Source organism: Nonomuraea sp. NPDC047529, assembly GCF_040642995.1.
Taxonomy (GTDB): Bacteria; Actinomycetota; Actinomycetes; order Streptosporangiales; family Streptosporangiaceae; genus Nonomuraea.
The window spans coordinates 1-15,385 of the sequence record NZ_JBEYTJ010000079.1 but is presented as its reverse complement, the minus strand read 5'-3'; the positions used below and the strand labels follow the sequence as shown (position 1 = coordinate 15,385).

Here is a 15,385-nt window from a genome sequence, read left to right as displayed (position 1 = left end):
ACACTGGGCCGGCGTGCGGCACCCGGCCCAGTGTGCCGCCGCCGTACAGCGGCCTGCCGCTTGCCCGCCGCCCGGGCATCCGGCCTGGGAGCCGACCCCGGACGACAGCAGCACGGGCCGCCACGCCGACGTGTCCAAGCCAACCTGCCACCCCGCGGCGCCACACTGCCGTGCTCCCGCCCCGTCACCGGCCCTGACCGCTACGCGGCGCCTCCGGCGTCCTTCGGGGCAGCGCCGCCCGCGTCGCTCTCCGATGACCGACTGACGGATTTGCGCCACGCCCGGTGCCGCGTCCGACCGGCAGCTACACACAGCAACCCAAACACTTGAAGGCTGACGTAGACGAACAGGAATCTGTAGGCATTCGGCCACACGCGCCCGTCGTTGACAGCGAACACGAAGAAGAAGCCGGCAGCACCCCAGCCCAAGCTGATCAGAACAAGCGCCCGACCGGCGCGGTACCAGGCAGATCGGCGATACGCGTCCACAGCGCGAACTGTCCCACGAACACATCACCCCAACAAGACCGCCTCCGGCGGGTACCTCTCGCTCTGGACGCAGTGACCCATTCGAGACTCCGACCCGGCGAGGCCGTCAGCCTCCGCAAGCAGGACTGCCACCTCCCACCACACGGCTGGGGACGACTCACTCTCGACGGCTCGCGCCTGCCCGCCGACGAAACGGCCCTCTACCCCCAGCGCTGCACCGACCCAGCCGAACGCCGCCGTCTGCTGCACGGCGTCAACGGGATACGGCTGGTGCCGTTGTCGAGCCTGCCCTGGCCCCACGGCCTGTTCACATGCGCGCACGCACCCGCCGCCAAACGCCTGGCCCGCGGCTCCCCCGCGACAAGCACAGCGACAGCGCGCGCGATTGGCGCGAGACCCTCACCCCAGCCGAGGCCGACAGGCTCACTCCGGACGACGAGCGCTGGCTCGACAGCTTCGTATTCGACCCCATCAACTGGGACGATGGCCACGAGGGGATCACCAACGGCCAGCACCGCCTGTGCACGCTGCGCGCCGCCGGAGTCCTCACCTGCCCCGTAACGGCCGGCACGTCCCCGACGCCCCCTACTCCCGGCCCGGTGCCCGCCCACGAGCACGCCCGGCAGACCGTCACCGGATTCTGGCACCGCCACCTGACCAAGCGGCTGCGCCGCCGGGGGCTGGCCGACCTCGCCACCCGCATCCTGCTGCCGTGGCCCACCGGCCGCCGCTTCTTCTTTGGCTCCCTCATCGACAGCGACCAGAAGCCCGACACCCACACTCGGCCCACTCTGCCGCCGCTCGACTCGGGAGAGGCGGACCGACGGACCGTCAGATCCGTCGGCGATCGCGCCTCAACTGCGCGGTTCCGCGTTGCGCAGGCCGGGAAAGCCGCGCACCGGGTTGGCGACGGTGGGCGCCGATCAGTTGGCCATGTCGGCGAACATGCCGGGCTCGTAGGAACCACCAGGCTTGCGCACGATCACGTTGAGCCGGTTGTTGGCGTTGATCATGGCAACCAGGGTGACCAGTGCGACGATCTGGTCGTCGTCGTAATGCCTACGCACCTCGGCCCAGGTCTCATCCGACACGCCGCGGTGATCGTCGGCGATCCGGGTGCCCTCCTCGGCGAGCGCCAACGCGGCCCGCTCGGCCTCGGTGAACACCGTCGACTCACGCCAGGCGGCGACCAGATGGATGCGGGTCGCACTCTCACCGGCGACCGTGGCGTCCTTGGTGTGATAGTCGACGCAAAAGCCGCAACCGTTGATCTGGCTGGCGCGCAACATCACCAGATCCTGGGTGGCCTTGGGCAGCGGCGACTTCTCCACCAGCACAGCGACGTTGTAGATCCGCTTTGCGATCTTGGCGCCGAGCTCGTTGGCCAACAGGTCGAAACGTTCCATGACTGAGTCCTTGCTCGCGGGGTTGTCTGTCATTCGGATGGGATGCGGATCGTCACTTGGCGGGCTGGTAGGAGCCGCCCCGCTGCCGGTTCATGACGGCGAAGCGGTTGGTGGCGTTGATGAGGGCGATGAACGCCACCAGCGCGGCGAGCTGGTCGTCGTCGTAGTACTTGGCGGCGTCGGCCCAGACCTCGTCGGTGATGCCACCGGCGCCGTCGGCGATGCGGGTGCCCTGCTCGGTCAGCTCCAGTGCGGCGCGCTCGGCGTCGGTGAACACCGTCGACTCGCGCCAGACGGCGACCAGGTTCAGCCGCGCGATGGTCTCACCAGCGTGTGCGGCGTTCTTGCCGTGAACGTCGGTGGCATAGCCGTCGCCGTTGATCTGACTGGCGCGCAGCATCACCAGGTTCTGCGTCGTGGCCGGCAGCGCCGACTCCTGAATCAGCACCGGGGCCGCCGCGCCGTAGTGCCCCAGGGCCTTGGCGACGACCGGGCTGGCGAAGAGGTTCAGGCGGCTTTCCATGGAAGTGCTCCTTGCTGCTGTTGTCGGCTCGGCCATGAGATGCCGGAGGTCCGAGTTCTGTGACACCGCCACTCATGTGACTTACGTCATACAGACCTTGAAACTCCATTGAACTCACATGCAATCCCTGCACTGCTGTGCAATTACTGCATGAGGATATACTCATGCGATGGGCAGACGTCAAGATCTGCGGCCACCACCGACCCAAGGAGCGACAGAGCCACGATGAGCAGCGACGATCCAGCCCGCCGTAGCGGCCGCGAAGCGCAGCGCCGCCGTACCCGCAAGGCGATCGTGGACGCGGCGGTCCACCTGAGCGCCGGCGGAACGACACCGTCCATCGACGAGATCGCGGCCGCCGCCGACGTGTCCCGCCGCACGGTGTACATGTACTTCCCGAGCCTGGACCACCTGCTGATCGACGCGACCGCCGGCGCGATCAACGAGCCTCCCGTCGAGGAGGCGCTGGCCGACCCTGCGCTCGCCGGCGACGCCGCGGCCCGAGTGGAAGCCCTCGCCCGGACCCTGCTCGCCTACTCACCCCAGTCGCTCCCCCTGGGCCGCCGCCTCATCCGGCTGACCGTCGACCCACCGCCCGACGTCGCCCCGGGCACGGCCACCCCCCAGCGCACCCGTCGCCGGATCGAATGGCTCGAGCAGGCCTGCCAACCGCTCCATGGCACCCTCAGCGAAGAGTCCTTCCAACGCCTGATCTCGGCCTTGACCATCGTGGTCGGCTGGGAAGCACAGATCGCCCTGCGCGACGTCCGCGGCCTCGACCCCCAGGCCGAACAGGAAACGATCACCTGGGCCGCACGAGCCCTCGTAGAGGCAGCGATCAAGGAAAAGTGACCTCGACCCACAAGATGCCGGTGACCCCGGCGAGCGTGGCGATGTGCGGGAGGGTCTCCTCCTCGGGCGAACCGCCGTAGCCGAGTGGCCGATGTGGCCCTCCAGCCATTGGGCGGTCAGCTCGCCCAGGTCGGACGGCGTGCGGGCCCGAGCCAGGGGTGGTCATGGGAGGTCCCTTCGACCGCGGCGGTGGTTCTGCCGGACGCGATGGACGTCGGCCACCAGGTCGAGCACGGATCTGACCCGGGTCACCCCGGTGCGGGACAACACCCCGACCGCGATCGCCAAGCACTATCCGCACGCCAGGCCATGCGGGGCCAGCACGGACAGAGCGGCCAGGGGCAGGACGGCCAGCGCCGCGTGCCGTCACCGGTAGAGGAGGCCGCGATCGCCGCCGCCGCCCAGACATCAGCGGCCAGAGTGTTGATCCTCGACGGTGCAGTGTCGCGTAGCCGGAACGCACACCACCAGTTTGGACGATTTAGGCACACGATCTCTGTGCCTGCCTCGGTGCAGCTCAACGAGGGCAGTCATCCTGTCCGCGCTTCCCCGCGACTCCCCTCGTCGACCGCCCTGACGGGCACGCCAGCGAGGTGCCGACGGTTTACAGCGGGCCGACGTTCCTGACCGCATCAGGCATCCGACCTCGGGGTACGGCTCTCACCTCTCCCGCGCCAGGGAAGATCATCCTGCATTTATCCCGCAAGGCAGAGCCAGCCGACGAAAATGCACGACGATCAGCCGCTGACCTGGATGGTTGACGGGCGCGATGCGACATGTGATTCTCAGCTCAGCGTTCTGGACGCTGGGTTCTGTTTTGTGGGTGCACGGTCGCCGTGCATGATGCGTTGCAGGCTCCAGCGACAGACACCGATTCCGAGAGGTGGCTCTGTCGTGTCATTGCCCTTTGCTGTCCTGATCACAGTTCTCCCCTGGCTGGTGCTCGGCCTTGTGGCACTCATGCGTGCGCGCCGAGAGGACATCCCTACCATCATTCGCGCTCTCGCCCGATGGGGGCGCCGTTAACGGCACGGGAAACGCCGCAGGAGAAGCGAGCAGGGAACCAGGGAACTCGGTGAGCCGTGCTGAGGAACGAAGCACGGATCGTCGATCGCCCCCAGCCATATACGGCGACCGGCCATGCAGTGGCGATCGCAGGGCTGCATCTGCGCGGCGGCGTGGCAACCCCGGCCGGTGCTTTCGGTCGGTACGGCGGGGCCGGCGTGCGGTGCCCGGCCCGGTGTCCCGCCGCCGTCCGGGACCGGCCCTCAGGCCGCACGCCTGGACGGCGGGCGGGCGGAGGGCCGGGGGTACGGCGGCGCGCCGCGCCGCCACTTGACGGCTGACCTGATCCGTACCGGCAAGGAGGGCAAGCGCCGGTACCACGTCTTCAATGCTGAGAGCGGAGAGCACTTGGAGGAGTTCACAAGTTGGGATGCCGCTCGCCAGTGGATCGACGGGCAGCTGCGAGCAGCGTGAACATGCGCGCCATAGGGTCCCGGAGATCGTCCGGGGCCCTTCTCTCGTCTTCGGGACACATCGATCTACGTGAAGCCCCGCTCGACCTGGGGGAACACACCTCAAGATCATTGCGCGGATATTGCGTGACCAGCGACAAGCAGCCGCTTACCGCGGCTCACGGCTACACACCCCTGAAACGCAGAAGAGGCCCCGAAGGGCCTCTGACCTGCAGCTACTGCTGGTGGCAGGTGCAAGGTTCGAACTTGCGTAGGCTGAGCCGACGGTTTTACAGTCCCGTCGCAAGCGCGCGCTGACCTGGGCATAGCCTCACCAGGAGCGCTCTTTGGCCGCGTATTGGCCGTGATCAAGCTCCAGGCGAGCATGAGTGCGGGTTTCTCATCCATGATCAAGGCCTTGCCTTCGACGTGCGCCACGTTTCGATGGAGATGCAGGCTGGCCGAGCACATCACATTTCGACGGTCGAGCCCATGGGCGCCATGAACGGGCAGTTCCGTAAACCACCCCGAAGCTCGAGCATCTCGCCGCATTGCGGGACGTGTGTCGGCTCCCGAAGTCGGTTGCGTCCACGGGAGTGGTGTACGAGTTTGACCTGGTCAACAGGTGTGTCGTCGTGAAATGGTGACGGCCATCGCGTGATCCTTCGAAGGCGAAAACCAAGATCGAAGGAGAACACGTGATGGCCGCGGACAACAGTGTGACGCCCGGGCAGTGGCTGGCGCAGCAGATCGACACCGGCGACCCCGACTTGTTGCGATCCATGGTGAAGACCGTGGCCGAGACGTTGATGTCAGCCGAGGCCGACAGCATGTGCGGGGCCGGTTATGGCGAGCGCAGCAGCGAGCGGATCAACTCCCGCAACGGCTACCGGCAGCGCGAGTGGGACACCCGCGCCGGCACGATCGAGCTGGCGATCCCGAAACTGCGATCGGGCTCGTACTATCCGGACTGGCTGCTGGAGCGGCGCCGTCGAGCCGAGCAGGCGCTGATCAGCGTGGTCGCCACCAGCTACCTGCTCGGCGTCTCCACGTGCAGAGTCGACAAGCTGGTCGAGCAGCTCGGCATCAAACACATCTCCAAGAGCCAGGTCAGCCAGATGGCCAAGGTGCTGGACGAGCAGGTCGAAGCCTTCCGCACCCGCGCGTTGGACACCGGCCCGTACACCTTCGTGTGGCTGGATGCGCTGACGCAGAAGGTCCGCGAGGGTGGCCGCACCATCAACGTGCATGCCCTGGTCGCCACCGGTGTCAACGCCAACGGCCAGCGCGAGGTGCTAGGCCTGGAGGTCACCTCGGCCGAAGACGGCGCCGGCTGGCTGGCCTTCCTGCGCGGCCTGACAGCGCGCGGCCTGTCCGGCGTCCAGCTGGTCGTCTCCGACGCCCACCGCGGGCTGGTGGAGGCCATCGGCGCCGCCTTGCCCGGCGCGGCCTGGCAGCGCTGCCGCACCCACTACTTGCGCAACCTGCTCACCACCGTGCCCAAGAGCGCCCAGCCGTGGGTGGCCACGCTGGTGCGCACCATCTTCGACCAGCCCACCGCCGACGCCGTTCGCACCCAGCATGCCTGGGTCATCGACGCCCTGGAGGCCAAATACCCAGCCGCGTGCGAGCATCTGGACGCCGCCCGCGAGGACCTGCTCGCCTTCGCCGCCTTCCCGCGCGAGACCTGGCGCCAGATCTGGTCCAACTGTGAGGATCTTCTTGTGCCGCCCGGACGAGGTCCTGGCCCGTGGTCTAACTGGCCGTGCTGCCTTTGGATTGATCTGCCGGTCCTTGCTTCGGGCGGTGCTTGCTGGCGTCGGACCGGCAGACGTGTCCCGATAGGGGCCTTGCCGCTACAAGGCACCGTCACAGTTCCGACCGTCACGCCGGCCCGACGACGGCCATCCCCTCACAGGTCGTTCAAGGAGCCAGATGACCCCCGTCAGCATGCCCGAACCCGACGTCGACCGCCAGATCGAAGACATCGTTCTAGGCGTCGATACGCATAAGGACGTGCACGTCGCCGTGGTGTTGACGTTGACGGGAGGTGTGGTGGCGCACGCCGCCTTCCCGACCACGGTGGCGGGCTACCAGCAGCTCGTGGCCTGGGCTCGCTCGCTGGGCCAGGTGCGGCGTGCTGGAGTCGAAGGCACAGGATCCTACGGGGCGGCACTGACCCGGCATCTGCAAGCCGAGAGGCTCACGGTTTTGGAGGTCAACCGGCCGAACCGGGCAGAGCGCCGCCGCCGGGGCAAGAGCGACGTGATCGACGCGGAGAACGCGGCCCGGGCCGTCCTGGCCGGGCAGGCGACTGCTCTTCCGAAGAGCGCTGACGGTCCGGTCGAGATGCTGAGGATGTTCAAAGTCGCCAAGGATTCCGCGATCAAGGCGCGCACGCAGTCGATCAACCAGCTCAAAGCATTGCTGGTCTCTGCTGATCCCGCCTTGCGTGATCGTCTCGCAGGACTGTCTGCCCCACGGCTGATCACCGCGTGCGCTGCACTGGATCCCGCGGCGGTCACCGATCTCGCGGGCGCCATGCTCTACACGCTCAAGCTCCTGGCCGAGCGAATCCAGTATCTGACCAGAGAGATCAACGAGCTGTCCAAGCACATCACGACAGCTGTTGAGGTCGCAGCTCCTGCGCTCCTCCAGCAGCCCGGCATTGGGCCTGACAGTGCCGCTGTTCTCCTCATCGCTGCGGGTGACAACCCAGACAGGCTCGCCAGCGAAGCGTCCTTCGCTGCTCTGTGCGGGGTGAGTCCGCTGGAATCGTCATCCGGGAAGTCCAGCCGGCGACGGCTGAATCGCGGTGGTGACCGCCAGGCCAACGCGGCCCTCTACCGGATCACGCTCAGTCGCCTGCGCTGGGACCCACGCACTCAGGACTACCTGCGCAAACGCACTGCTGACGGAAAGACTCGTCGGGAGGTCATCCGGTGCCTGAAGCGCTACATCGCGCGCGAAGTCCATCGCATCATCATCAACTCCAGCGCGCCCAGGTTCGAGGCTTGACATCCATAGGGGCATCAATCCCCAGGAACGGCTGAACAAGGAGATCCGCCGCCGCACCGACGTGGTCGGCATCTTCCCCGACCGGGCCGCGATCATCCGGCTGGTCGGCGCGGTGCTGGCCGAGCAGACCGACGAATGGACCGAAGCGCGCCGCTACATGGGCCTGGACATTCTGGCCAAAGCCCGCGTCCGGCTCATCACCAGCGACACACCGACCCAGAACCCACTTCCGCAGACGCTTACCGCTTAACCTGCAGAAACAGGATCACGCGAAGATCGATTCATACACCACGTCCGTGGACGTGACCCCGAAGTCGTCTGCACGGATCGCGAAGCTTCGCCTCCGAAAGTGACGCCTCATGACAGGTGACTGCCCCCCACCTCCAAGGAAGACGAGTCGTCACCGCTGCGCAAGAACGCGCGCTTTCAATTGCTGTGGGTTGGCAGCGCGGTCTCCGAGATGGGTCAGCGCTCACCACGCTCGCCATGCCACTGCTGGTGCTGGCGCGCACCGGCCCGCTTAAGTTGGCGGGCATTTTCGCCGACGCCCGCACTGTCTCCCTCCTGTCGGTCCAGATGCCAACCGGCGTCTGGGGGACCGGTGGGACCGCCGCCGCACTCGTGCTCACGGCCCAGGGCCTCTATGCAATTGTGCCTCCGCGCGCCCCTGACGGTGCTCATCGTCACCGGTCATGTACGGATCTGGCAGTGCTGGACAGGCTGTGCGTCGCATCCATCTGCCCGTCCAAGAGATAGCGGTCCGCGGCATCGTCCCATCAGGCCAGTTGCACAGCGCCTACGCGGAGGCCCATATCCACGTGGCCAGGTTGATCGGCCCTCCGCCCCAGGCCTGCTGTACGGCCTGGGGGGGACAGTGCCCTTCGTCGTCGACACCGTCACCTTCCTTGCCGCCACGCTCTTCTACGCTCTTGCGAAACTGCCGCGCCGCCCGGCGGACGAGCCGCGAGCCTATGCCCGAGATCATGGCGAGGAGCACCGGCCGATCCGACGGAGCATGCGCCGGGAAGCGGCCGAAGCCATCACATGGCTGTGGCGCCAACATAGCCTGCGGGAGGTCACCGCAGCGGTGAGCATCGGCGCTGCGGATGAGCTTGACCACGTTTCTTGGAGGCCAAAAAGTTGCTCATCTCTGCAAGACGTCGGAGAGAGTAGTTCTTGCATGAGGAAAGGCGGGAGGTGCCCTGCCTGATGGGGTCCCGCAGGAGACCGTCGGCTGGCATCTCATACACCCGCGCTCTACTGGCCTGACAGGACAGCCCCTTGGCTCAGGCTGGGGTGCGCATCGGTCAATAAGCCTGGCGATCGTCGAGAGCACTTCGCCCATGTCTCCCGAAGACCGCCGACGACCTACGTCGTGTCCGCCTGGGCTGGCCGGCCGAGCATGGCGGAGCGAGCACCCCACGTCGACATCGCCATACTCCAAGCCAACGTCTCTCTTCACCCCTTACCGGAACGATCTTTCTCTTCAAAAAATTGCTGAAGCAGATCCAATAGAAGTGATTTAACCGAAGCGTCTGGATCGCTGGAGAGGTTGACCGTTCGGTCAGACTCGCACGAGAGGGCTCGTTCGCGAATCAGAGCAGACCAATGAAAACCAGATTCTGGATGTTCCCAACGGTCGAGACACCAGCCGCTGAACTCGCGCAGCAAGGTTCCGTCGACGGCGGCATCGAAGCCTGATACGAAGGCCACCATGGTTTCGTATCTATCGTCGGGCAGAAACATTCGCGGACGCACTCTGAGATGCTCCACCAATTCTCCCGGCTTCATGATTTAAAACCCGAAATCGATGTCGCCATGATACTCCCACTGCTTTTTGTAGGTTTCTTTATCCAGACCATTCGGCCCAGTCGTTCCATCATATATGCGCCCATCCTTCTCGACGACCCAATGATTGTTCCAAGTCCCATTCGGATCATGCTTCGATGGCCCCAGCCAAGGATAAGGCGATGTGATCTGCTTCTGCTCTCCGCCGATCATGTCTTGGATTTTGTCTGCACACTCCTTGCAGTTACCGCCTTGCTGCTTCGGCCACTGTCCAGGCGTCCCTACCTTACCGTTCGGCATCCCACCTTTACCGCGCGGAACCCCTCCCCGTCCAACAGATGGCGGCATGCCGCATTGCAGCTCCCCCATTCCCGGCTGAGGATTCTTTGGCTGCGGACATGTGTTCCAGAAGTCTTGGCCGTCCTGGTAATGCTTGGACAGCGGGTCGCCGGTAAACCACCCGTCGCATTGCCCATCGGCCTGGCATGGGTTGGCCGGAAAGGGCATCGCGAAGTGAGAGAGCCCGTCCACAAATCCCCAGAAGTAGTCCCAGCCGTCACCCTCTGGCTGGGACGGGGCGTCGGTTCCAAAGTCAGTTCCAGGGTCGCTGGGCAGGTCGATGGGGCTGATCGCTGGGGGGCCGGGATTGTACGGCGTGAGGGTGGTGTTAGGTCCACCGTAGGTGACGGGGCCGTTGAAGTGGCTGGGACTGCCGCTCCAGCTGACATTGCACGGGCCGTGGGCGCATCTGTTGTCGATTACATCCTGAAGGGGCGGCGACGGCGGCGGCGTGCTAGGCCTCGGCCCTGAAGACTTGTTTCCGGATTTCGGCGGTTTAGGGTCCTTCTTCTTCTTGCCATTGCCTGGCTTGCCAGCGGTGGGCTGGCCGCCGGTCGGTTGACCGGTGTTGTTCTGGTTTCCGCCAGGGGGTTTGCGGGACTCAGACTTTGCCTGGCTCTCTACGGTTGACTCGGTGCCCTCGCCCCCGTTCTTACCCTTGCCCTTGTCTTTGTCGCCGCACGCTCCTGCTGGTGGGTCGCTCCTTCTTGGAAGGGCTGTCTGCTGGTGGTACCAGTCATAGCCGCAACCGTCGCCCCAGCTGCCGCCGCCCGGGTCTGGGACGTGACCGGTGGGGTCGCGATTGACCAGGGGGCTGGCGTTGGCGTAGGTGTAGCGGTTGGCCTGCACCGACGGGTTCGGCTCCAGGCTCCAGTCGTCGCGGGAGACGAACGCTGCGATGCCCGGCTGGTACCAGCGGGCATGCATGTTGACGGTGCCAGTGTCGGGGTCGGTGTATCCGCTCTGGTAGCCCAGACCCGATTTGGTGCCAGTCTGGGCGGTGACCTCGCCGAAGGGGTTGTAGGCGGTGGTGCCGGTCAGCGCGGTGCCAGAGAACGTGCCGACCAGGTCCTGGTGCAGGTCGGTCAGCGCTGCGGCCGCCGGGTTGCCGCCTTCCTTGACGCTGATGAGGTCGCCGAACGGGTCGCGGCCGTAGGAGGCGCGCGGGGCACCGTTCTGGTCGGTGATGGCGATGATGTCGTTGCTGAGGCCGGCGTAGGCGAAACGCTGCTGGCCGGCGTTGTTCTGGCGGGTGGCCATGCGGTCGAAGGCGTCGTAGGTGTAGCTGGCGTCGCCGTCATTGATGAGCCGGTCGAAGGCGTCGAAGGTGAGGTTGCGGGTGGTGCCGTTCTTGGTCTGGGAGGCCAGGGTGCCGCGCGGGCTGTAGGTGTAGGTGCTGCCGTCGCCTTCGGTCAGGCGGTTGCGTTCGTCGTAGGTGTAGATCTTCGTCCCGGCCTTGATGCGGTTGCCGGAGGCGTCCCAGGCGTAGCTGGTGGTGGTGCCGTCCGGGCCGGTCCAGGAGGTCAGGCGGCCCGCCTGGTCGTAGCCGTAGGTGTTGGAGCCGGCGCCAGCCAGACCTTCGGTGGTCTTGGAGGTGAGGTTGTCGTCCTTGTCCCAGCCGTAGGTGATCTTGGAGAGCTGGCCGCCGCTGCTGTTCTTCAGCGTGTGGGTGAGCGGCCGGTCCAGCGCGTCGTAGGTGTAGGACTGGGTGTTGACGGGGTTGGCCGAGGTGATGGTGGTCAGCCGGTCGGCCTTGTCGTAGTCGTAGGTGTTGGTCCGGCCGCTGACCGGGTCGGTGACGGTTCTGAGCCGGTTGTTGTTGTCCCAGGTGTAGGCGGTGGTGCCGGTCACGTCCACGCGCTGGGTGGGATTGCCGAGCGCGTCGTAGGCGAAGGCAGTGCTCTGCCCGGAGGGGGCCGTGACCTTGGTCAGCAGGCCACGGTCGTTGTACTCCAAGCTCTGGTCCGACACCGTCGTGGCGCGGTCGGCCAGGTCGTAGCCGTAGGTCTTGTCCTGCGCGACGATGCCAGCACCGGAGCCACTGATCTTGGTGAGGCGGTTGAGCGCGTCGTACTGCCGGTCCAGTCGGACCCCGCCGGGTTTGATCAGCGCGGTCTCGTTGCCGGCGACGTCGTAGATGTGGGTCCAGGTGCGGTCGGCCGCGTTCGGGTGGGCGGTGGTTGCCGGTTCGGTCAGGGTCTCGATGAGGCCGAGGGTGTTGTAGCTGCTCCAGGTGGCGTTGCCGCGGCCGTCCGTGGTGCGGGTGCGGGTGCCAGTGGCGTCGTAGCCGAAACTGGTGGTGATCGACTCGCCGGCAGAGACCGGCTCGACGAGTTCGGTGAGCAGGTTGGTGGCGTCAAAGACTCTTCGGGTGACGTGTCCCTCGCCGGAGGTGTACTGGGTGAGATTGCCGGCTGCGTCGTATCCGTAACCGACCGCGCGGACTGTGGCGCCGTTCTTGTCCAGCCTCTTCAGCCCGGTCAGGCGGCCAGCCAGGTCGTACTCGCTGGCCAGCGCGTTGCGCTCGGCGTCGGTGACCTTCGCTGGGCGGCCGGCCAAGTCGTACTCGTAGGTCGTGGTGTTGGTGGCCGGGTCGGTCTGGGTGGTGACTTCTCCGGCCGCGTTGACGGTGTAGCTGGTGACCTTGTTGCCGGGCAGGGTCATCTTGGTCACGTCGCCGACGTCGTTGTACTGCAGGTTCGTGGTGTAGGACGCGGTGGCCGGCTTGCGCTCCAGGGTAATGCGGGTGACCTGTCGGCCGAGATCGTCATAGGCGAACTGCTGCCGGGCACCGGTCGGGTCGACCGTAGCCCGTAGCTCGCCCAGCAGGTCATACTCTGACATCCAGGTTCCCGCAGCCTGGCCTTGGGCCGCCGAGGGGTCGGTGAGGCGCACGAGGTTGTCCAGCGCGTCGTACTCGGCTGTGGTGATCCCGCCACGTGAGTCGGTGGTCTTGACCAGCCGCCCGGCGGCGTCGTAGCTGTAGGCCGTCTTCGGGGTGAGCGCCGTGCCGCCGGGCGGGGTATAGGCGGCGCCGGTCACCGACGTCAGCCGGCCGGCCCGGTCGAACGCGGAGGTGGTCAGCCGTCCCTCACCATCCAGGACCTGTGTCTGGTTTCCCACAACGTCGTAGCCACGCCGGGTCGTGGGCCGGGCCGCCTGCTTGGCGCCGTTCTTCTCCACTTGCACGGTGGGTGCCTTGGTCTCGACCAGCCGCCCCGACGGGTCGTACCGGTAGGTGGTGGTGTAGGCGTCCGGATCGGCGCCGGGCATGTTGCCGCGCGGGTCCACTGCGTTCACCACCAGCCCACGATCATCAACCGTCCAGGAGCTGATCAGATCCTGCGCGTCGTTCTCGACCTTCTGACCGATGAGGTTGTTCTTCTTGTCGTAGGTGTAGTCGATCCTCTCCGACCGGGTGGTGCCCGCCGCCGAGTACTGCTCCGCGGTGACGTTGCCGGCGGCGTCGTAGGTGTAGACGGTCTTACGGGCCAGCTTGGCCGGATCGAACGTCTGTGAGGTCAGCAGACCGGCCGCGTCATAGACGTAGTCAGTGGTGGTGATGTAGGTGGTAGCTCGGCCGCCCGTCTGCTTCTTGGTGAGGTTTCCCGCCGCGTCGTAGGTGTTGGCCTCCAAGATGACGTCAGTGGCGGTGCTCGAACCGTTCAGTTGGACGTCATCGCCGATCACCTGGGACAGCAGATTGTCGGCGTAGTAGGTGTAGGAGGTTTTGCGCTCCATCGCGTCGGCCTTGGCGGCCAGACGTCCTCCGGGATCGTAGGAGAACTTCTCCAGCGTGATCTCGGTGGCCGGTTTCGGACTGACCGGGCTTCCGGTCCAGTTCTTCAGCGTCCGCTTCTCCAGCTCGCCCCGCTTGGTGTAGACGTAGCCGAACACCGAGCCGAGCGGGTCCGTCAAGGCCACCGGCAAGCCCAACTTGTCCCAGCTGGTGCGCAGCACACCGCCTTCCGGGTCAGTGACGGTCTCCTGATGACCGTAGGCATCGTAGGTGTAGACGGTGGCCCGTGCGGGATCTCCGCCCGTCAGGTCCGTGACGGTGGCGGTAAGCGGATGACCGTCCGAGTCGTAGGAGTAGCTGGTTTGCGCGGTGTGGGTCACCCCGGTGAGCTCGTTCTGCACACCAGGCGTGGTCCGGGTCGCCAACCGGCCCACAGCATCGTAAGCGAAAGCGATCTTCACGCCGGCAGGCACGGCGTCGGAAATCTGAGTCTTCGCGGTAACGCGCCCGAGCGTGTCATGCTCGAACGCAGTGACCAGGCCTTCTGGATCGCTCTGCTCGGCCAAGTCTCCTGCCGCGTTGTATTTGAACGTCACCGCGTTGCCCTTGGCATCGGTGCGTGCCTTGACCAGCCCGGTGGGCGCGTTCCCGCCGCTGATCGCCGGTTCTGTGCCGTCGGTGTAGGTGACTCCGGTGGAGCGGCCATTGGGGAAGTCGAGGGTGGCCGGGGTGGTCTGCTTGGTCTGCTCGCCGTAGGAGTTGTACTCCACCTTGGTGGCGTAGGTGTTGTCGGTGCTGCTGGACGAGCGGCCGTCCCGGACCGCGATCAGCCGGTCGTTGCGCGGGTCGAAGTCGTTGTCCTTGTTGAGGTAGTACTCATACCAGCGCTGGCCTTCGATCACCGTGGTGGTGTCGCCCAGTTTAAGACAGGTGAAGAACGGGCCCTCGGCGGCAGCCGCCTGGGGCAGTGTCACCGGGTCACAGCTGTGTTCGGACAGCAGGTTGCCGCGTTTGTCGTAGCTGAGGTCGGTGACGATCTCGTTGGGGTCGGTGATCTGGTGCAGGTAGCCGGCGGTGTCGTAGATGTAGGTGGTCTTCTGCCCGAGCTGGTCGGTGCGCGAGGTCGGGCGATATCCGCGCCAGGCGTCGTGCTCAGTGGTGGTGGTCCCGCTTTGGGGGTCTGTGACGGTGATCGTCGACTTGCCGTTGATGGTGTCGACGGGCGTGGCCTCGCCCAGCTTCCACGTGCCGCCGTGCTCGTCGGTATGGGTGAGCAGCCGGTCCTTGGCACCGTCGTAGGTGTTGTCCGCCCACACCCGGCCCGACGGCAGGGTGATCTTCTTGAGCAGGTGCGGGGCTGCCAGACGAGCTCCGTAATGGTCGCTGACCTCGGCGGCGGCCAGCGGCCGGTCGTAGAGGGCGACCTCGTCGATCTGACCAGTGAAGCCCCACGGGGTGTAGTACTCGCCCGGGTCCTCCGGCGCGGTGGCGGGGAAATCGGGTGTGGTCAGACCGTCGCCGATCAGCGCGTAGGCCAGCCAGTTGTGGTCGATGGGGCCGTTCAGCGTGCCGACCGCGGCGCCGTCGACGTACAGGCTCTGGGTGTTGCCGGTGCCGGCCAGGACCGCGTGGTGCCAGCGGTTGTCGGTGACCGCGGCGGAGGTGGTGATGGGGGCAATGGTCTCGTTGCCGTTGGCGGCCAGGACGCGGAACTGGCCGCGCAGCTTACCGTCGGTGCCCACGTACAGCAGCGGGTTCCCCCACCGGCCCCCGCC

The 15,385-nt window shown here is 66.2% G+C and carries 6 protein-coding genes and 2 pseudogenes; 4 read left to right on the top strand and 4 right to left on the bottom strand.

From position 1 onward, the window contains the following. Positions 1-1,411 precede the first annotated feature (1,411 nt). A complete protein-coding gene (locus ABZ815_RS51890; protein WP_357710743.1) occupies positions 1,412-1,894 on the bottom strand; it encodes a carboxymuconolactone decarboxylase family protein in 483 nt (160 codons plus the stop codon). Between the two features lie 52 nt (positions 1,895-1,946). Then, positions 1,947-2,417: a carboxymuconolactone decarboxylase family protein gene (locus tag ABZ815_RS51885; protein ID WP_357710740.1), complete on the bottom strand. Its 471-nt coding sequence runs from the start codon at positions 2,415-2,417 to the stop codon at positions 1,947-1,949. A 225-nt stretch (positions 2,418-2,642) separates the two neighbouring features. Between ABZ815_RS51885 and ABZ815_RS51880 the strand changes: the two genes are divergently transcribed. The 4 genes and pseudogenes from ABZ815_RS51880 to ABZ815_RS51865 form a co-directional block, all read left to right on the top strand. After that, positions 2,643-3,269 (top strand): TetR/AcrR family transcriptional regulator, encoded by a 627-nt coding sequence (locus tag ABZ815_RS51880; RefSeq protein ID WP_357710737.1) that lies wholly within the window; start codon positions 2,643-2,645, stop codon positions 3,267-3,269. Positions 3,270-5,427: 2,158 nt separating this feature from the next. Then, a pseudogene (locus ABZ815_RS51875) lies at positions 5,428-6,435 on the top strand (IS256 family transposase); the annotation flags it as partial. A gap of 226 nt (positions 6,436-6,661) precedes the next feature. Further along, positions 6,662-7,744 (top strand): IS110 family transposase, encoded by a 1,083-nt coding sequence (locus tag ABZ815_RS51870; protein ID WP_357710735.1) that lies wholly within the window; start codon positions 6,662-6,664, stop codon positions 7,742-7,744. A 16-nt stretch (positions 7,745-7,760) separates the two neighbouring features. After that, positions 7,761-7,994 (top strand): annotated as a pseudogene (locus ABZ815_RS51865) (transposase); the annotation flags it as partial. A 1,208-nt stretch (positions 7,995-9,202) separates the two neighbouring features. Here the strand turns inward: ABZ815_RS51865 and ABZ815_RS51860 are convergent. Beyond that, complete coding sequence (locus tag ABZ815_RS51860; protein ID WP_357710732.1) at positions 9,203-9,535, bottom strand: hypothetical protein; 333 nt, start codon at positions 9,533-9,535, stop codon at positions 9,203-9,205. Positions 9,536-9,538: 3 nt separating this feature from the next. Next, positions 9,539-15,352: an RHS repeat-associated core domain-containing protein gene (locus ABZ815_RS51855; protein ID WP_357710729.1), complete on the bottom strand. Its 5,814-nt coding sequence runs from the start codon at positions 15,350-15,352 to the stop codon at positions 9,539-9,541. Positions 15,353-15,385 lie beyond the last annotated feature (33 nt).

Coding starts and splice junctions, on each gene's coding strand:
- ABZ815_RS51880 (WP_357710737.1), top strand. CDS start 2,643: ATGAGCAGCGACGATCCAGCCCGCCGTAGCGGCCGCGAAGCGCAGCGC.
- ABZ815_RS51890 (WP_357710743.1), bottom strand. CDS start 1,894: ATGGAACGTTTCGACCTGTTGGCCAACGAGCTCGGCGCCAAGATCGCA.
- ABZ815_RS51885 (WP_357710740.1), bottom strand. CDS start 2,417: ATGGAAAGCCGCCTGAACCTCTTCGCCAGCCCGGTCGTCGCCAAGGCC.
- ABZ815_RS51860 (WP_357710732.1), bottom strand. CDS start 9,535: ATGAAGCCGGGAGAATTGGTGGAGCATCTCAGAGTGCGTCCGCGAATG.
- ABZ815_RS51870 (WP_357710735.1), top strand. CDS start 6,662: ATGACCCCCGTCAGCATGCCCGAACCCGACGTCGACCGCCAGATCGAA.